General features: G+C 62.3%; 15 protein-coding genes. 7 read left to right on the top strand and 8 right to left on the bottom strand.

The features are described 5' to 3' along the window. Positions 1-51: 51 nt before the first annotated feature. From AB4P94_RS23655 to AB4P94_RS23645, 3 genes are all read right to left on the bottom strand, one after another. Positions 52-693, bottom strand: a complete 642-nt coding sequence (locus AB4P94_RS23655) for a DUF1345 domain-containing protein (protein ID WP_395607732.1) — start codon at positions 691-693, stop codon at positions 52-54. 103 nt (positions 694-796) lie between these two features. Then, positions 797-3,886 carry a multidrug efflux RND transporter permease subunit gene (locus tag AB4P94_RS23650; RefSeq protein ID WP_395607731.1) on the bottom strand — a complete coding sequence of 1,030 codons (3,090 nt, stop codon included), beginning with the start codon at positions 3,884-3,886 and terminating at the stop codon, positions 797-799. Between the two features lie 6 nt (positions 3,887-3,892). Further along, positions 3,893-5,047: an efflux RND transporter periplasmic adaptor subunit gene (locus tag AB4P94_RS23645; RefSeq protein WP_395607730.1), complete on the bottom strand. Its 1,155-nt coding sequence runs from the start codon at positions 5,045-5,047 to the stop codon at positions 3,893-3,895. A gap of 320 nt (positions 5,048-5,367) precedes the next feature. Here AB4P94_RS23645 and AB4P94_RS23640 point away from each other — a divergent pair, with 320 nt between their 5' ends. Then, complete coding sequence (locus AB4P94_RS23640) at positions 5,368-6,069, top strand: response regulator (RefSeq protein ID WP_395607729.1); 702 nt, start codon at positions 5,368-5,370, stop codon at positions 6,067-6,069. A 3-nt stretch (positions 6,070-6,072) separates the two neighbouring features. Continuing rightward, positions 6,073-7,374 (top strand): ATP-binding protein, encoded by a 1,302-nt coding sequence (locus AB4P94_RS23635; RefSeq protein ID WP_395607728.1) that lies wholly within the window; start codon positions 6,073-6,075, stop codon positions 7,372-7,374. On the opposite strand, the gene AB4P94_RS23630 is transcribed toward AB4P94_RS23635, so the two are convergent. The 3 genes from AB4P94_RS23630 to AB4P94_RS23620 all read right to left on the bottom strand — a co-directional run bounded on the left by AB4P94_RS23630 (position 7,375) and on the right by AB4P94_RS23620 (position 9,152). Then, the gene (locus tag AB4P94_RS23630; protein WP_395607727.1) at positions 7,375-8,049 is read right to left on the bottom strand and encodes an anti-sigma factor domain-containing protein; all 675 of its coding nucleotides are present in this window, start codon (positions 8,047-8,049) and stop codon (positions 7,375-7,377) included. After that, on the bottom strand, positions 8,046-8,564 hold the full coding sequence (locus AB4P94_RS23625; RefSeq protein WP_395607726.1) for a sigma-70 family RNA polymerase sigma factor: 519 nt from the start codon (positions 8,562-8,564) through the stop codon (positions 8,046-8,048). Before AB4P94_RS23625 ends, AB4P94_RS23630 begins: the two co-directional genes overlap by 4 nt. A 69-nt stretch (positions 8,565-8,633) precedes the next feature. Next, positions 8,634-9,152 carry a DUF3455 domain-containing protein gene (locus tag AB4P94_RS23620; RefSeq protein ID WP_395607725.1) on the bottom strand — a complete coding sequence of 173 codons (519 nt, stop codon included), beginning with the start codon at positions 9,150-9,152 and terminating at the stop codon, positions 8,634-8,636. 139 nt (positions 9,153-9,291) lie between these two features. On the opposite strand from AB4P94_RS23620, the gene AB4P94_RS23615 reads away from it, so the two are divergent. Both AB4P94_RS23615 and AB4P94_RS23610 read left to right on the top strand, forming a co-directional pair. Continuing rightward, the gene (locus AB4P94_RS23615; RefSeq protein WP_395607724.1) at positions 9,292-10,062 is read left to right on the top strand and encodes a class I SAM-dependent methyltransferase; all 771 of its coding nucleotides are present in this window, start codon (positions 9,292-9,294) and stop codon (positions 10,060-10,062) included. Between the two features lie 91 nt (positions 10,063-10,153). After that, positions 10,154-10,939 carry a sulfite exporter TauE/SafE family protein gene (locus tag AB4P94_RS23610; protein WP_395607723.1) on the top strand — a complete coding sequence of 262 codons (786 nt, stop codon included), beginning with the start codon at positions 10,154-10,156 and terminating at the stop codon, positions 10,937-10,939. 135 nt (positions 10,940-11,074) lie between these two features. Here AB4P94_RS23610 and AB4P94_RS23605 read toward each other — a convergent pair whose 3' ends face one another. Then, the gene (locus AB4P94_RS23605) at positions 11,075-12,313 is read right to left on the bottom strand and encodes an acyl-CoA dehydrogenase family protein (protein ID WP_395607722.1); all 1,239 of its coding nucleotides are present in this window, start codon (positions 12,311-12,313) and stop codon (positions 11,075-11,077) included. 268 nt (positions 12,314-12,581) lie between these two features. On the opposite strand from AB4P94_RS23605, the gene sfnG reads away from it, so the two are divergent. Beyond that, positions 12,582-13,667, top strand: a complete 1,086-nt coding sequence (gene sfnG / locus AB4P94_RS23600; protein WP_395607721.1) for a dimethylsulfone monooxygenase SfnG — start codon at positions 12,582-12,584, stop codon at positions 13,665-13,667. Here sfnG and AB4P94_RS23595 read toward each other — a convergent pair. Beyond that, positions 13,651-14,751, bottom strand: a complete 1,101-nt coding sequence (locus AB4P94_RS23595) for a peptidase C39 family protein (RefSeq protein ID WP_395607720.1) — start codon at positions 14,749-14,751, stop codon at positions 13,651-13,653. The two genes, sfnG and AB4P94_RS23595, sit on opposite strands and share 17 nt — an antisense overlap. Before the next feature lie 94 nt (positions 14,752-14,845). Between AB4P94_RS23595 and AB4P94_RS23590 the strand changes: the two genes are divergently transcribed. Together AB4P94_RS23590 and AB4P94_RS23585 are read left to right on the top strand one after the other, a co-directional pair. Continuing rightward, positions 14,846-16,432, top strand: a complete 1,587-nt coding sequence (locus AB4P94_RS23590) for a RimK family protein (protein WP_395607719.1) — start codon at positions 14,846-14,848, stop codon at positions 16,430-16,432. A 6-nt stretch (positions 16,433-16,438) separates the two neighbouring features. After that, positions 16,439-17,377, top strand: a complete 939-nt coding sequence (locus AB4P94_RS23585; protein WP_395607718.1) for a magnesium transporter CorA family protein — start codon at positions 16,439-16,441, stop codon at positions 17,375-17,377. Positions 17,378-17,523: the final 146 nt, after the last annotated feature.

Here is a 17,523-nt window from a genome sequence, read left to right as displayed (position 1 = left end):
GGTATTCACGCACTTGAACAAGGGGAAGCTTCGGCTTCCCCTTTTTTGTGCCTAACCGAACAGGCCGGCGGCAATATTGATCGAGAACCCCAGGATTGCCGTGTTGAATAAAAAGCCAATCAGCGATTGCCCCAGCACCACCTTGCGCATTGCCCGGGTGGCAACGCCCACATCCGCTGTTTGCACGGCTACACCGATGGTGAACGAGAAGTACAAGAAGTCCCAGTAATTGGGGGTTCGCAGTTCCTCGGCAAAGCGCAAGGCGGGTTCGTCGCCGTCCCAGGTGTAAAACAGGCGGGCGTAGTGCACGCTGAAAATCACCCCGATCAGCAACCAGGAGCCGACCACGGTCAACCCGGTGAAGCCGTAATGCAGCAGGCGCGCCGTGCTGTCCAGGTCCTTGGTGCCCACCAGGTTCAGGGTGATGGTCGCCAGGCTTGCGATGGCCGCGATACACACCATGAACAGCACCAGCCCGGCGTTCTCATCTTCGATTTCGGCGATGCGTTTAACGTCGTCGGCGCGGGAGCGGCTGGTCAGCCACAGCATCAGCAGCAAATACGTCCAGACCCCGGCATTCCAGCCAATGAGGATTTTGCTCAGGAGTGTGTCTGCCGGTGCCAGGATGCCCACGCCAAGGCCCAGAACGGCGGCAGCGGACAGGCGAGGGTGGGTGCGGGCGAGGAAGGCCATGGGTGCTCACAACAAGGGAGGTTGTGAGCACCATAGCGCATTCGTGGCGGATGAGCTTCCTCTGGCAAGCCCGCTCACCACAACAGCCCGCTCAGCTCAGGTCTCAGCGTTTTTTGCGCACCAGCTTCATCACCACCACAAAGAACACCGGCACAAACACCACCGCCAGCGTGGCGGTGATCATGCCGCCAATCACCCCGGTACCGATCGCTTGCTGGCTCGCCGAGCTGGCGCCGGTGGCAATCGCCAGCGGCACCACGCCGAGAATGAACGCCAGCGAGGTCATGATGATCGGCCGCAAGCGCAGCCGTGCGGCTTTCAGGGTGGCGTCGATCAGGTCTTCACCTTGCTCATACAGGTCCTTGGCGAACTCGATGATCAGGATCGCGTTCTTCGCCGACAAACCGATGATAGTGATCAGGCCGACCTTGAAGAACACGTCGTTGGGCATGCCGCGCAAGGCCACCGCCAATACGGCGCCAAGCACACCCAGCGGCACCACCAAGAGCACCGAGGTCGGGATCGACCAGCTTTCATACAACGCCGCCAGGCACAGGAACACGATCAGCAGCGACAGGCCCAGCAGCAACGGCGCCTGGGAGCCGGACAAACGTTCCTGCAACGACAGACCGGTCCATTCCTGGCCCAGGCCTGCCGGCAACTGGCTGACCAGGCGCTGGATTTCCTCCATCGCCTCGCCCGTGCTGTGCCCCGGTGCCGCTTCACCGCTGATGGCGATGGCGGGGTAGCCGTTGTAACGCGTCAACTGCGCCGGGCCCTGGGTCCACTTGGCTTCGACGAACGCCGACAACGGCACCATGTTCCCGGCATTGTTGCGCACGTTGATCTTCAGCAAATCCGCGACCTGGCTGCGCCTGTCGCCTTCGGCCTGCACCACTACGCGCTGCATGCGGCCCTGGTTGGGGAAGTCGTTGACGTACGCCGAGCCAATCGCCGAAGACAGCACATTGCCGACGTCGGCAAACGAAACGCCCAGTGCGTTGGCTTGCTTGCGGTCCACTTCCAACTGCACTTGCGGCGCTTCGGCCAGGGCGCTTTCGCGCACGTTGGCCAGGATCGGGCTCTTCTCGGCGTTTGCCAGCAGCTCGGTACGCGCCGCCATCAAGGCCGCATGGCCGACGCCGCCACGGTCCTGCAAGCGGAATTCGAAACCGCTGGAGGTGCCGAGGCCGTCCACCGGTGGCGGCAGGATCGCGTAGGCAATCGCGTCTTTAAGTTCGCTGAAAGCCGCGTTCGCCCGGTCGGCAATCGCCGAGGCCGAATCCTTGCTGCTGCGTTCGGACCAGTCCTTGAGCGTGGTAAACGCCAGCGCCGCGTTCTGCCCCGAACCCGAGAAACTGAAGCCCATGATCATGGTGGTGTCGCCCACTCCCGGTTCACCGGCGTTGTGCGCCTCGATCTGCTCGGCCACCTGCACCGTGCGGTTCTTGCTCGCGCCCGGCGGCAGCTGGATGTCGGTGATGGTGTAACCCTGGTCTTCCACCGGCAGGAACGAGGAGGGCAGGCGGCTGAACATCCAGCCCAGGCCCACCAGCAACACCAGATAGATCAACAGGTAGCGGCCACTGCGCTTGAGCGCGTAAGCCACCCAGCCTTCGTAGCGGTGGGTGAACTGATCAAAGCGTTTGTTGAACCAGCCAAAGAAACCGCCCTTGGCATGGTGTTCGCCCTTGGCGATCGGCTTGAGCAGCGTGGCGCACAGGGCCGGGGTCAAGGTCAGGGCGAGGAAGGCCGAGAACAGGATCGAGGTGGCCATCGACAGCGAGAACTGCTGGTAGATCACCCCCACTGAACCCGGCATGAACGCCATCGGCAGGAACACCGCCACCAGCACCAGCGTGATACCGACGATGGCTCCGGTGATCTGGCCCATCGCCTTGCGCGTGGCGTCTTTGGGCGACAGGCCCTCGGTGGCCATGATGCGCTCGACGTTCTCCACCACCACAATCGCGTCGTCCACCAGAATACCGATGGCCAGCACCATGCCGAACATGGTCAGCACGTTGATCGAAAAACCCAGCAGCAACATGGTCGCGAAGGTGCCCATCAGCGCCACCGGCACCACTAGCGTCGGGATCAGCGTATAGCGCACGTTCTGCAGGAACAGGAACATCACCGCAAACACCAGCGCCATGGCCTCCAGCAAGGTGTACACCACCTTGGTGATCGAGACTTTGACGAACGGCGACGTGTCGTACGGGATCTTGTATTCCACATTGGCCGGGAAGTAGCGCGACAGCTCATCCATCTTCGCCCGCACCAGCGTCGCGGTGCTCAGCGCGTTGGCGCCGGGCGACAGCTGCACGCTGACGGCGGTGGACGGTTTGCCGTTCAGGCGCGTGGAGAACTGGTATTCCTGGCTGCCAATTTCAACGCGCGCCACGTCGCCGACGCGCACGGTAGAACCGTCCGGGTTGGCTTTGAGCACGATGTCGGCAAACTCCGCCGGGGTCGAGAGCTGGCCTTTGACCAGAATCGCGGCGGTGATTTCCTGGGTCTTGGTGCCCGGCAAATCGCCAATGCTGCCTGCCGACACCTGGGCGTTCTGCGCGCTGATCGCGGCATTCACGTCGGCCGGTGTGAGGTTGAAACCAATCAGCTTCTGCGGGTCGATCCAGATGCGCATGGCGCGCTCGGCGCCATACAGCTGCGCCTTGCCCACGCCGTCCAGGCGTTTGAGTTCGTTCATCACGTTGCGCGCCAGGTAATCGCTGAGCGCCACGTCGTCGAGCTTGCCGTCGCTGGACGTCAGGGTCACCAGCAACAGAAAACCGGCGGAGACTTTTTCAACCTGCAAGCCTTGCTGGGTCACCGCCTGCGGCAGGCGCGGCTCGACCGCTTTGAGGCGGTTTTGCACGTCAACCTGAGCCATTTCCGGGTCGGTGCCCGGCTGGAACGTGGCGGTGATGGTGGCCGAACCCAAACTGCTCTGGGATTCGAAATACAACAAGTGGTCGGCGCCGTTGAGCTCCTGCTCGATCAGGCTGACCACGCTTTCATCCAGGGTCTGGGCCGAAGCGCCCGGGTACACCGCGTAGATTTCCACCTTCGGCGGCGCGACGTTGGGGTACTGCGCCACCGGCAACTGCGGGATGGCCAGTGCGCCGGCCAGCAGAATAAACAGGGCGACCACCCAGGCGAAAATCGGGCGGTCAATAAAGAACTGCGGCATGGCGGGTTATTCCTTGACTGGCTGGCCCGAGGCTGGGCTGTCGTCCACCTGGACTTTTTCACCGGGGCGCGCGTGTTGCAGGCCTTCGACCACGATGCGGTCGCCAGGCTTGAGGCCGCTGCTGACAACCCAGCGGTCGTCGACCACCGCACCCAGCTCGACCGGTTGCTGACTGACGACTTGCTCGGCGTCCAGCAGCAACACCATTGGAATACCGGCGCTGTCACGGGTGATGGCGCGTTGCGGCACGCTCAGGCCTTGTTTGTCGACGGCCTGCTCCAGGCGCACCCGCACAAAGCTGCCGGGCAGCAGGTCGAGGTCCGGGTTGGGGAACTCGCTGCGCAGAATGATTTGCCCGGTGCCCGGGTCGACGCTGATTTCGGCGAACAGCAACTTGCCCGGCAGCGGGTACAGGCTGCCGTCGTCCTGGATCAGCGTGGCCTTGGCCTGGTCCTGGCCGACCTGCTTCAAGCTGCCGGCACGGAAGGCACGGCGCAGGTCATTGAGTTCACGGGTGGACTGGGTCAGGTCGGCGTGGATCGGGTCCAGTTGCTGGATGATTGCCAGCGGCGTGGCTTCGTTCTGGCCCACCAGCGCGCCTTCGGTGACCAACGCGCGGCCAATGCGCCCGGAAATCGGCGCGGTCACGGTGGCGTAACCCAGGTTCAGTCTGGCGCGCTCCACGGCGGCCTTGTTGGCGGCGACTTCGGCGTTGGTCTGGCGCAGGTTCGCGCGGGCGTTGTCGTATTCCTGGCCGCTGATGGCGTTGCCTTCTACCAGTTGGCTATAGCGCTGCTCTTGCAGGCGCGCCTGGAACGCGTTGGCTTCGGCCTTGCTCAGGTTGGCCAGGGCGCTGTCGAGGTCGGCCTTGAACGGGGCCGGGTCGATGCGAAACAGCACGTCGCCTTGTTTGACGTCGTGGCCTTCCCTGAACACCCGCTGCATCACCACGCCGGCCACCCGCGCACGCACTTCGGCAATACGCGGCGCGGCGATACGCCCGCTCAGTTCGCTGGTGATGGACAGGGGCTTGGCCTGCAGGGTCTCGATGCGGACCTTGGCCAGTGGCATTTCCGGCGCTTGCTCGGCCGACTTGCCGCACGCGCTCAGGGCCAGCGTCAGGGCCAGCAGGCAAAACGGCGCAAACAGATTCTTCGACATGCTCATATCCCAATATTGACTGGCGCATCCTAAAGACACCTGCGCCGTGGTGCTGTGAAGCTGTGTAGCTCGTCTGTGAAGAAATGTAAGGTGCGGCGCATAGTCCGCCGAGGGCGTATATCCTTGCACAATCCTGCAAACAACAAAGATCAAATGTGGCTGTGGGCTTTTATGTGGGAGCTGGCTTGCCTGCGATAGCATCGACTCGTTCTTAATGGATGACCGAGGTGTCTGCATCGCAGGCAAGCCAGCTCCCACATCAAAGCCCGCTCCCACAAGGGTCTGCGTAAAACCGATAAACCGTATTATCTGGAAACACCATGCCCAACATCCTCCTGGTGGAAGACGACGCCGCACTCTCCGAGCTGATTGCCAGCTACCTGGAACGCAATGGCTACCATGTCAGCGTGCTCAGCCGTGGCGACCATGTGCGCGAACGCGCACGGCTCAACCCGCCGGACCTGGTGATCCTTGACCTGATGCTGCCCGGCCTCGACGGCCTGCAAGTGTGCCGCCTGTTGCGCGCCGACTCGGCGGGCCTGCCGATCCTGATGCTCACCGCCCGCGACGACAGCCACGACCAGGTGCTGGGCCTGGAGATGGGCGCCGACGACTATGTCACCAAGCCCTGCGAGCCGCGCGTGCTGCTGGCCCGGGTGCGTACCTTGCTGCGCCGCAGCAGCCTGTCCGAACCCCAGGTGGCCAACGACCAGATCGTGATGGGCAACCTGTGCATCGACCTGTCCGAACGCACCGTGACCTGGCGCGAACAGGCGGTGGAGCTGTCCAGTGGTGAATACAACCTGCTGGTGGTGCTGGCCCGGCATGCCGGTGAAGTGCTCAGCCGCGACCAGATCCTGCAACGCCTGCGCGGCATCGAATTCAACGGCACCGACCGTTCGGTGGACGTGGCCATCTCCAAGCTGCGCCGCAAGTTCGACGACCACGCGGGCGAGGCGCGCAAGATCAAGACCGTGTGGGGCAAAGGCTACCTGTTCAGCCGTTCCGAGTGGGAATGCTGATCCATGTTTCGTGTACTGCTACGCCTTTATCTGATCACCATCGTCACCTACAGCGCGGCGATTTACCTGATTCCCAAGCTGGTGATTCTGGTCTTTGAACACCGCTACATGGACTACAACATCGAGCAAACGCGCGGCCAGCAAAAGCTGATCGTCAAGCAGTACCAGCGCGCGCCAGTGGAGCGCTGGTCGCAGGTCACCGAGCAGCTGGGCCGCGACTTTGCACCGCTGAAGGTACAACTGCTGCTGCGCCAGGACGCCAGCTACACGCCCGCCGAAGAACAACGGCTGGAACAGGGCAAGTCCGTGGTGCGCCTTGGCGAATGGGGCTGGATGGAGGAAATCAGTTCGCCGATCAACGAGCAGTTTGTGGTCAAGCTGACACTGCCGCCCGACCCGATGGACATGAACGTGCTGTATTGGGCGATCAACGTGCTGATCGTGGCAGCGCTGCTCGCGTGCCTGTTGATCTGGCTGCGCCCGCACTGGCGTGACCTGGAACGCTTGAAAAGCACCGCCGCGCAACTGGGCAAGGGCAACTTGAGCGAACGCACGCGCATTCCGCCCAGCTCCAACATCGGCAGCCTGGCATCGGTGTTCGACACCATGGCCGGTGATATCGAAAGCCTGCTCAACCAGCAGCGCGACCTGCTCAACGCGGTGTCCCACGAACTGCGTACACCGCTGACCCGTCTGGATTTCGGCCTGGCGCTGGCCTTGTCCGAAGACCTGCCGCCGGCTGGCCGTGAGCGCCTGCAAAGCCTGGTGGCGCATATCCGCGAGCTGGATGAACTGGTGCTGGAATTGCTGTCCTACAGCCGCCTGCAAAACCCGGCGCAATTACCGGAGCGGGTGGAAGTGGTGCTCGATGAGTTCATCGACAGCGTGCTGGGCAGTGTGGACGATGAACTGGAAAACCCCGACATCGTGATTGATGTGGCGCTCGACTGCGCCGTGGAGCGCTTCAGCCTCGACCCGCGCCTGACCGCGCGCGCCTTGCAAAACCTGTTGCGCAACGCCACGCGTTATTGCGACAAGCGCATTCAGGTGGGGGTCAAGGTGTGCGCCGAAGGCTGCGAGATCCGGGTGGACGACGATGGCATCGGCATTCCGCTGGACCAGCGTGAGCGCATTTTCGAACCGTTTTACCGCCTCGACCGCAGCCGCGACCGCGCCACCGGTGGCTTCGGCCTGGGCCTGGCGATCAGCCGCCGCGCAGTGGAAGCCCAGGGCGGCAGCCTGACGGCGCTGGCCTCGCCATTGGGCGGCGCGCGGTTCCGGCTGTGGTTGCCCAGCGTCGGTTGATCACAGCACCTTCACCGCCCGGCCGATGGCCTGGATCGGCCCGGTAGGCTTGCCCGTCGGCGAGCCGCGCGGGTCTTCCAGGGTCAGCTCAAACAGCTGGTTTTGTGTCAGCGGCGGCAGCTTGTCCAGCGGCACTGACAGGGTTTGCCCCGGCTCGACCAGGCCCAGCGAGACCGGGCCTTGCCAGCCGTCGCCCTTGGTCCAGAATTGCAGGGCCTTGTCGCTCGGCACTTGCATCACCCCCAGTGGAATCAGCTGGATCTGTTGGTCATTGCTCGCCTGGATCACCCAGCCCGGTGCCTGGCTTTGGGGCGCGACCAGCACCACCACAAAGCTGGGTTGCGTTGCGGGCGGGCGAGTCAGCAACAGCGCCGCCAACACCAGCGTGGTCAGCAAGCCCGCGCCGGCCAACCCACGCCACAGCGCCAGCAGGTTCCACCACGCCACAGCTTCGTCGGGGTTTTTAACGGTGCGTTCAATGCGCCGCCAGAGCTGAGCGGTGGGCGGTACCGGTTCAGCCAGTGCCGTCAGCGGCAGCAGGCGTTGTTCCCAGGCGTCCACGGCGGCGCGCAATTCGGGGTCGTGCTTCAGGCGTTGCTCCACCTCGGCCCGTTGCTCAGCGGGCAGGGTGCCCAGCACGTATTCGCTGGCCAGTTCATCGATCGGCTCGTTCATGCCATGCACTCCCGCAGCGCGGCGAGGCTACGTTTGATCCAGGCTTTGACGGTGCCCAGGGGCGTGTCCAGTTTCCGGGCGATTTCGCTGTGGGAACAACCGTCCACATAGGCGTGCAGGATGCACGCGCGACGGGCCGGGTCGAGGTGTTCCAGGCAGGCATACACCCGGCCTTCCCGTGCGCTGAATTCAACGCTGGCACCGGGCGCGGCGACTTGCTCGTGTTCATCCTCCAGCGTCACTTCGCGGTAGCGGTTGCGCACGGCATTGAGCGCCAGGTGGCGGGTCACGCTGAACACCCAGCCGCGCGCGGAACCCCGGCTTGGGTCGAAACTGCCGGCGCCATGCCAGACCTTGATAAACGCGTCATGCACGATGTCTTCGGCCAGGGCTTTGTCCCGGGCGATGCGCAAGGCCACGCCGAGCAGTTGGTGGCTGTCCTGCACATAGAGTTGGCGCAGGGCACGTTTATCGCCACGGGCGCAGGCCGCAAGGCACGCTTCATAATCAAACAAACACGGTATCCCTTAATGGCTCGATCCTGTGGCGAGCGCACTCGCCACAGGCAGCGTAGCCGACTTTACTCAGTTGGCCGCCCAGAAGATGTAGTCGGCCTGGTACTTGACCACTTCCTGCTTGCCCTTGTTCGCCGCTGTGCATTCGCTGCTCGGCGCCACGCCGCCTTTGAGGGCGACCCGCTGGATATAACTCACGCCGCTCATCGCGCCCTTGCCTTCAGCTGGGTTGGCCTTGACCAGTTGATAGGGCAGGTTGCCCGCACTGGAAGGCGCCACGGCCAATTGGGTGCCGGTGATTTTCGAACCGTCCTTGGCTTGCCAGGTGGCCGGTGGGCCGAAGTAGGTGCCCACCTGCTTGCCGCTGCGGTCATTCAACACGGCCTTGGGGCCGACGAAAGTCCATTCGGTCTGGCCGGCGGCGTTGGCTTTGTCCTTGCACTCGTAGGTGATTTCGCCGACGCCGGTAGTTTCCAGCGCAATCTTGTGGCCGTCCGGCACCTTGATGCTGTCCGGCAAGCCGGCCTGGGCGAAAACGGCGGGGGGGGCCAGCAGGGCGGTCAGGCAGAGCAGTGCTTTAGCGTTCATGGGTGTTTCTCCATTTCAGTCAAACAGCGGGGTAACTGAAAGGACTACCCGCGACGCGCACGATTGGATGCACGGGTTAGAAAATAAACGGCAGAGGGCGCACACTGTGCGCCCCGCAACAACCGAGGAGAGATTGGCAATGACTGGTGTTCACACGTCTGCTCAACAAGGTTTCTCGACCCAGGCCGTCACCTACGCCCAAGGCCGCCCGGACTATCCGCGACAACTCACCGGCTGGCTGGCCGACACCTTGCACATCGACGCGCACTCCACGGTGATCGATTTGGGCGCCGGTACCGGCAAGTTCACCCGGTTGCTCAGCACCTTGGCGCCGACGCTGATTGCCGTCGAGCCGGTACAAGCGATGGGCGCGCAGTTGGCAAAACTGCTGCCGGACGTGCGCCTGCTCGCTGGCACGGCTGAGTCCATCCCGCTTGAAGCCGCCAGCGCCGATGCGCTGGTGTGCGCGCAGGCCTTTCACTGGTTTTCCACCGAGGCCGCGCTGGCGGAAATTCACCGTGTGCTCAAGCCGGGCGGGCGCCTGGGGCTGATATGGAATGTGCGGGATGAATCGGTGGATTGGGTCGCGGCGATTACTGGCATCATCACCCCGTACGAGGGGGACACGCCGCGTTTTCATACCGGCCGTTGGCGCGAAGCGTTCACTGGTGAGTATTTTTCCGCGCCCGAAATGGCGTGTTTTCAATACAGCCACGTCGGCAGCCCGCAGGAAGTGATCATGGACCGGTTCCTTTCGGTCAGCTTTATCGCCGCGCTGGGCCTCGATGAAAAAGCCAGGGTCACCGCGCAGCTACAGGCGTTGATCGACACCCACCCGGCCTTGAAAGGGCGGGACACCGTGGCCTTCCCGTATCAGACCCAGGCGTACGTCTGCCGGCGGCTGAGCTAAAAGGCATAAAGTCAGATCATATTGGTATAAGTCGTTATAAGAAAAATCGCTATCCTGCGGCCAGAAATTTATAAGGCCGCAGGTAGTTGTAATGGATGTGGGTAATGTTGGTTTTGTAATTGCTGGCCTGATCGTTGGTTTTATCGTGGGCATGACCGGGGTCGGCGGGGGGTCGTTGATGACGCCGATCCTGCTCTGGTTCGGCATCAACCCGGCTACCGCCGTGGGCACCGACCTGTTGTACGCGGCCATTACCAAGTCCGGTGGGGTGCTGGTACACAGCAAGAACAAGAACATCGACTGGAGCATCACCGGCTGGCTCACCCTGGGCAGCGTGCCCGCCGTGCTGCTGACGCTGTGGTTCCTCGCCAGCCTGCACACTGACCCCAGCGCCATGAACGCGGTGATCAAACAGGCTCTCGGCGTGGTGCTGTTGCTGACCGCCCTGGCCATTCTGTTCAAGAAAAGCCTGTTGGCCTTCGCCCAGCGCCATGCGGGCGATGACTACCACATGAGCCCGCGCAACCTGAATGCGCTGACGGTGGTGACGGGTGCCATCCTCGGCACCATGGTGGCGTTGACCTCCATCGGCGCCGGCGCATTGGGCACCGTGGCGTTGTTCATCCTGTATCCCTTCCTGGCCACGCGGCGTCTGGTCGGCACCGAGATTGCCCATGCCGTACCGCTGACGCTGGTGGCAGGCCTGGGCCATGCGAGCATGGGCAATATGGACTGGCACCTGCTGGGCTTTTTGCTGATGGGTTCGCTGCCGGGCATCTACCTGGGCAGCCACATGACCGGCAAAGTCCCGGACGGCGTACTGCGCCCGTGCCTGGCGATCATGTTGATGACCATTGGCTACAAACTCGCCTTTTAGGTCTACCCGGTCAACTGTGGGAGCTGGCTTGCCTGCGATGACGGTGTGTCAGCCACCTATTCAGTCAACTGAACCACCGCTATCGCAGCGATGCGGCGACCCGACAAGCCAGCTCCCACAGGGGTTGTGTTGACCTCAGTTTTTGGCCGGGCCATTGCCGATCTGCCACACAAACGGCGGCTCGGTGCCATTGACCACCCAATCCCCCACAATCCGCGCCTTGTAGATCACCGGGTTATGCGAGGACACCGTGCGCGCATTGCGCCAATGCCGATCCAGCGCCTTGCCCTGGCGCACGTCCGAAGCCCCCAGGGCGTTAAACAGTTCGCTGGTCGCCCGCTGGATCAGCTCCGAGACCACCACCTGCGCCGTTGCCGACTCAATCTCGGCGGCCACATTGGCCTCGCGCTCCAACGCCTCATCGCCACCAAACCGCGCCAGATACGCCCGTTGCGCCGGTACTGCGGCTTTCAACGCGCTGGCCTCGGCGGCGTACACCAGGGCGGCCACTTCACCGACCACCTGCTGAATCTGTGAGTCCTGGCTGACATGCGCCGCGTTGCCATGGCTGTAGATGCGCTTGCGGCTGCGCACCTGATGGGCCACGTCGTTCAGCGCAGCGCGGCCAATCCCGGCCAGGGTGGCTAACAGAACCAACTGGTAGAACGCCGTCTGGTATTTGAAGCGGGTAGAGAAGTCGATGACGTTTTCGGCCTCTACCACCGCATCGGTAAAACGCGTGGTGCCGCTGCCGGTGGTGCGCTGGCCGAAGCCGTCCCAGTCATCGCTTTGCACCACGCCGGGCTGGCGCGTGCGGGTGGCGGCGATTACATCGCCGCCGGTGTCGCTGCGTTGGGCGTACACGTCAATCCAGTCCGAGAAAATACTGCCGGTGCTGTAGAACTTTTCGCCGTTGAGCTTCCAGTTGTTGCCGTCGGGGCTGACCTGGGTGACCACATCGCCGATGGCCACATTGCCGATTTCAGTCCAGGCACAACCGACGATATCGCCCTCGACAAAGCGCTTGAACCAGAGGTCGCGCCCGGCGCCGGGCGGTGCGTTCAGGCGGTCCTCTGCAAACGCGAAGTGCCCCCGCAGCGCTTGCGGCACGTTGGAGTCGGCGGCGGCCAGTTCGATCAACAGCTCAAACAACTGCGGCAACGAAGCCCCGCCGCCGCCATATTCCACGGGCACGCGCACCGCGCCGAAACCGGCCTGTTTCAGCCATTCAATAGGCTCATGGGGCAGGGCGCGGGTGTGTTCGCGCGCCACGGCACCCTCGGCGATGCGTTGGAAGATCGGCCGGAAACGTGCGGCCAGCGTAGGGTAATCCACGCCGGTAGACAGCGGGTTGATGACGTGTTGCTCGGTCATGGGGGCGGCTCCTTGGCAGTAATCAAGTCCTGGGGGTGGTTGCACAGTCCGTGCCGGGGCGGGCGGCCTGTGTTTGCGGCAGGGGCTCGCCGTGGGGTGTTGCTCCAGCAACAGCAGATCGACAAATCATCGCGATCCATGACATCGCCGGCCTGGCCCATTAACGGCAGGTTTGGTATCGCAGCGTGTGTAGGGCGGGCCTCTTGGAGTGGCTGGCACGCTTGCTGCTCAAGCCTTTGATACATCCCTGTGTGCGAGGTACTGCCAGATGAGTCAGCAAGCCGTGAAATTTGCCTATTGGGTGCCCAACGTCAGCGGTGGGCTGGTGGTCAGCAAGATCGAGCAGCGCACCCACTGGGGCATTGACTACAACCGCAAACTGGCGCAATTGGCGGAGGCGGCCGGGTTTGAATATGGCCTCACGCAAATTCGTTTTACCGCGGGCTACGGTGCAGAAAATCAGCACGAATCCGTGGCATTCAGCCATGCCTTGCTGGCGGCCACCACCACGCTCAAGGTGATTGCGGCGATCCTGCCGGGCCCGTGGCAACCCGCATTGGCGGCCAAGCAACTGGCGACCATCGACCAGCTCACCAACGGCCGCATCGCCGTGAACATTGTCAGTGGCTGGTTCAAAGGCGAATTCCAGGCCATCGGCGAACCCTGGCTGGAGCACGATGAGCGCTATCGCCGCTCCGAGGAATTTATCCGTGCCCTCAAAGGCATCTGGACCACGGACGACTTCACCTTCAAGGGCGACTTCTACCGCTTCAACAACTACACCCTCAAACCCAAACCGCTGAGCCAGCCGGAAGTGTTCCAGGGCGGCAGCTCACGCGCAGCGCGGGATATGGCCGCGCGTGTGTCGGACTGGTACTTCACCAACGGCAACACGCCCGAAGGCATCAAGGCCCAGGTGGATGACATTCGCGCCAAAGCAGCGGCGAATAACCATTCGGTCAAAGTCGGCGTGAATGCCTTTGTGATCGCCCGCGACACTGAAGAAGAAGCCCGTGCCGTGCTCGCCGAGATCATCGACAAGGCCGACCCGGAGGCCGTGAACGCATTTGGCGACGCCGCCAAGCAGGCGGGCAAGTCGTCACCGGAAGGCGAGGGCAACTGGGCCAAATCCAGCTTTGAGGACCTGGTGCAATACAACGACGGCTTCAAGACAAACCTGATCGGCACCCCGCAACAGATAGCCGAACGCATCGTCGCGCTCAAGGCGGTGGGCGTGGACCTGGTACTGGCCGGCTTCCTGCACTTCCAGGAAGAAGTCGAGTACTTCGGCCAGCGCGTGTTGCCGCTGGTGCGCGCGCTGGAAGCCAAGGCAGGCATCAAGCAAGTGGCATAAACAGCACCACGGCGGCACGCAATTTGTTGTTGCCGAACCGGCACATCCGCTCGAACTCCCCATGGCTGACCGGCAGGTGCTGGCAGTCCAGGGGCTGGCGGTGCTGGCTGTGGTCCACGTCCGGGTCGTGCAGGTAGACGAAGTCGTCGTCGCAATCGGTGACCATCACCCAATGCGGCGATTTGGAGCGGGTGAGGCGGTAGCTGCTGATCAGCACCAGCGGCTGCCCGCCATCGCGCAACACCTGGGGCAAATCCAGCGCGCCGCCGAACACCTGCTCGACGTTGCTGGCGGCAAGCTCTTGCTCAAACGCCTCATGCACCAGGCGCATGACATCCTTTTTATGCGGGTCGCGCACGCCATCGAGAAATAACGGCCCGTGCACATTGACCTGCATGCGCACGCGAAAGCCCCGGCGCCACGCCGCCAGCGCTAACCCTTGCGGGCTGCAACCGCCATGGCCGGCGGTCATGAACACGGTGGTTGCTTCGCGCCAGATCTGCAGCTCTTCACGGCGTTGCGCAACGCGCTCGGGCACCAGCGCGCCCATGGCCATCAGCAGGCAGGCGGCGCCGCAGGTGAAGTCGGTGGTCTGTTGGTAATACGGCACGCTTTGCGGGCGCGCGTCCTGATGCTGGACGATGCGTTTTTCCAGGCGCAGGGCGGCGGTGTGGTCTTCGTAATAATCGTTGATCAGCGCAAAGCGCCGGTAGCCCGTGCGCTCGTACAGGGCCAGGGCGGCTGGGTTGTCGGTGCGCACTTCCAGGCGCAGGTAGGCGCAATCGTGTTCGACGGCGCAGGCCTCGATACGCGCCAGCAACTGCTTGCCCAGGCCCAGGCCGCGCGCCTGCTCGGCGATGGCGATGGAATACAGGCGTGCCAGCGAGGTGCCGCGGTGGAACAGCACCAGCGCGTAGCCGAGCAAATGGCCGTCTTTTTCGGCCACCAGCAACTGGCCGTGGGCGCGGCTGACCATCCATTGGAAGCTGCGCGGCGAGAGCCGGTCGGTGGTGAAACAATGCTGTTCCAGTGCCACCAATTCGGGCACGTCACGGGGGGTTGCAACGCGAAAGGAAAGAGCCATGGGACCGCCGTAAAAGTTGCGTAACGAAACGGGACTTCTCTAAAAGATCGTGCTTAATAGAAAAGGTCGAGTTCTCTAAAGCGGATCAAATATTATGTCGGCGGTACAAGGTCATTGGCGTGAAGTATCCGAGCAAACTGTCGCGGCGACAATAACTTCCCATGGTTATTTTTCTTCCCCGCCACGCGGTTCCAGTCAAGTCGTGATTATTGTCGAGCGCAAGGAAGACTGGGCCTCTTACTTTCCCAGCGAAGACATCGTCACCGCCCAGGAATACCTTGAGCAGACGCGTGAAAGCGAGACGGGCAAGCGGGTGCAGGTGATCAACCTGTGCCGCAGCTACAAGTACCTGGGGCATGGTTACTACTGCTCGCTGCTGGCCGAAGCACGCGGGCACAAGGTGATTCCCTCGGTGCGCACCATCAGCGAGTTGACGAAAAAGTCCCTGTACGGTTTATCCCTGGATGACCTGGATAAAACCCTCGATAAAGCCCTGAGTCATCATCTTTACAGCAATACCGAAGGCTTCACCCTGACACTTTACTTTGGCCGCACCAATATCGATCCGTTACAAGAGTTGGCCCGGCAGTTGTTTGAAACCTTTCCGTGCCCGATCCTGTTAGTTGAGTTTCGCAAGAATAACGGCTGGCACATTGAAGGGGTCAAGTCCGGCGTGCTGCACAAGTTGCGCGATGATCAGGAAGATCAGTTCGCCCACGCCCTCGACAACTTCAGCCGCAAAATCTGGCGCCAGCCGCGCTCACGCCGCCTGGCCCGTTATGACCTGGCAATCCTCCACGACCCCCAGGAACAATTGCCGCCCTCCAATGCCAAGGCCCTGGAAAACTTCGTGCGGGTCGGCAAGGGGTTGGGCATCGATGTAGAGCTGATTGAACGCAAGGATTACTCGCGCCTCGCCGAGTACGACGCCTTGCTGATCCGCGAGACCACCAGCGTTGACAACCACACCTACCGCTTCGCCAAGAAAGCCGAAAGCGAAGGCCTGGTGGTGATGGATGACCCAGCGTCGATCCTGCGCTGCACCAACAAGGTCTATCTCACTGACCTGCTCAACAGCCATCAACTGGGCATGCCGGCGACCGAAATTTTGTACAAGGAACGACCGGAAGATTTTGAGCGGGTCGGCGAGCGTCTCGGCTTCCCGCTGGTGTTGAAGATCCCCGACGGCTGTTTCTCCCGGGGCGTGATCAAGGTCGAAAGCCAGGCCGCACTGCTCAAGGCCACCGCCGAGCTGTTCGAACATTCGGTGCTGTTGCTGGCCCAGGAGTTTTTCTACACCGAATACGACTGGCGCATTGGCGTGCTCAACCGCAAGCCGATCTTCGCCTGCCAATACTTCATGTCCAAGGGCCATTGGCAGATCTACAACCACAAGGCCATCGGCCAGGACATCAACGGCGAATGCCGCACCCTGGCGGTCCACGAAGCGCCCAAGGCGGTGGTGGAACTTGCGGTGAAGACCGCCAACCTGATCGGTGACGGCCTTTATGGTGTGGACCTCAAACAGTCCGGCGACAAGGTGGTGGTGATCGAAGTCAACGACAACCCGAACATGGACGCCGGCATCGAAGACGCCTACTTGCAGGACGACCTCTACGCGCTGGTGCTGGAAGAATTCGTGAGGCGCCTGGAGCTCAAGCGCCAAGGCCAGGTGTGGTGACGCGCGATGATCCAGCGCTTTGAATTGAGCGGCGGCAAATTACACAGCGGGGAGGGCGACGCGGTACCGATCATGCTGGTCAGCAACCCCGACCTGGCGGAGCGCGAATGGCTGCGTGACCACCACAAACTTGACGAGCATGCCCTGGCCTCGGCGCTCGACCCGGATGAGGTTTCGCGCATCGAGTTTCACCCCGACAACCTGTTCCTGATCTGGAAACGCCCGGAGAACTATTCCGGCGGCGGCAACCTGGTGTTCGAAGTGTCGTCCTGCGGCCTGTTGTTTTCCCCCGGCCGCCTGCTGGTGATCGCCACCGATGAAACCCCGTTATCCGGGCTCGGCGCACGCCGGCCGCTGCACACGCCGCTGGATGTGTTGCTCGACCTGTTGCTCAACAACATCCATCACTATCTGGGCCACCTCAAGGTGATCAAGCTGGTCGCGCGGGAGTTGCAGCAACAGTTCAACGCGTCCATGAGCAACCACCATTTGATGCAGATGTTCAACCTCAGCGAAAGCCTGATCTATTACATCAACGCGCTGCACAGCAACGGCGCGGTGTTGGCGCGGCTGCGTAACCATGGCGAGAAGGAGCATTTCAGTGCCGAGATTCTGGGGCTCATCGATGACCTGATCATCGAGAACCACCAGTGCTACAAGCAGGCGGAGATCTATTCCAACGTATTTTCCGGGTTGATCGATGCGCGCGGAAATTTGATGAACAACAGCATGAACAATTTGCTGCGCAAGCTGACGTTGATCAACGTGGTGTTTCTGCCGCTTAACCTGATTGCCAGTGTGGGCGGCATGTCGGAGTTCAGCATGATGACGGCAGGGACGCCGTGGTGGGTGTCGTACCCGTTGTTTCTGCTGGCGATGGGGGCGGGGGCCGGGTTGATGGTCTTGGGGCTCAAACGAATAGCCGGCGGCGCGAACGTCATGTGAACACTGATCAACTGTGGGAGCTGGCTTGCCTGCGATGGCGCCCTCCCTGCCAACCTGTATCTGGCTGATGCCCCACGGTCAAACTGTGGGAGCGGGCTTGCTCGCGAATGCGGTGTATCAGCCAATTAATTCATCAACTGACACAC

Source organism: Pseudomonas sp. B22129 (assembly GCF_044218875.1).
Classification (GTDB): domain Bacteria; phylum Pseudomonadota; class Gammaproteobacteria; order Pseudomonadales; family Pseudomonadaceae; genus Aquipseudomonas.
The sequence above is the reverse complement of the archived record's forward strand: the minus strand, read 5'-3'. Positions and strand labels throughout refer to the sequence as shown.

Excerpts from the sequence above, each read along its gene's own strand:
- AB4P94_RS23655 (WP_395607732.1), bottom strand. The coding sequence starts at position 693 with ATGGCCTTCCTCGCCCGCACCCACCCTCGCCTGTCCGCTGCCGCCGTT.
- AB4P94_RS23650 (WP_395607731.1), bottom strand. The coding sequence starts at position 3,886 with ATGCCGCAGTTCTTTATTGACCGCCCGATTTTCGCCTGGGTGGTCGCC.
- AB4P94_RS23645 (WP_395607730.1), bottom strand. The coding sequence starts at position 5,047 with ATGTCGAAGAATCTGTTTGCGCCGTTTTGCCTGCTGGCCCTGACGCTG.
- AB4P94_RS23640 (WP_395607729.1), top strand. The coding sequence starts at position 5,368 with ATGCCCAACATCCTCCTGGTGGAAGACGACGCCGCACTCTCCGAGCTG.
- AB4P94_RS23635 (WP_395607728.1), top strand. The coding sequence starts at position 6,073 with ATGTTTCGTGTACTGCTACGCCTTTATCTGATCACCATCGTCACCTAC.
- AB4P94_RS23630 (WP_395607727.1), bottom strand. The coding sequence starts at position 8,049 with ATGAACGAGCCGATCGATGAACTGGCCAGCGAATACGTGCTGGGCACC.
- AB4P94_RS23620 (WP_395607725.1), bottom strand. The coding sequence starts at position 9,152 with ATGAACGCTAAAGCACTGCTCTGCCTGACCGCCCTGCTGGCCCCCCCC.
- AB4P94_RS23615 (WP_395607724.1), top strand. The coding sequence starts at position 9,292 with ATGACTGGTGTTCACACGTCTGCTCAACAAGGTTTCTCGACCCAGGCC.
- AB4P94_RS23610 (WP_395607723.1), top strand. The coding sequence starts at position 10,154 with ATGGATGTGGGTAATGTTGGTTTTGTAATTGCTGGCCTGATCGTTGGT.
- AB4P94_RS23605 (WP_395607722.1), bottom strand. The coding sequence starts at position 12,313 with ATGACCGAGCAACACGTCATCAACCCGCTGTCTACCGGCGTGGATTAC.
- sfnG (WP_395607721.1), top strand. The coding sequence starts at position 12,582 with ATGAGTCAGCAAGCCGTGAAATTTGCCTATTGGGTGCCCAACGTCAGC.
- AB4P94_RS23595 (WP_395607720.1), bottom strand. The coding sequence starts at position 14,751 with ATGGCTCTTTCCTTTCGCGTTGCAACCCCCCGTGACGTGCCCGAATTG.
- AB4P94_RS23590 (WP_395607719.1), top strand. The coding sequence starts at position 14,846 with ATGTCGGCGGTACAAGGTCATTGGCGTGAAGTATCCGAGCAAACTGTC.
- AB4P94_RS23585 (WP_395607718.1), top strand. The coding sequence starts at position 16,439 with ATGATCCAGCGCTTTGAATTGAGCGGCGGCAAATTACACAGCGGGGAG.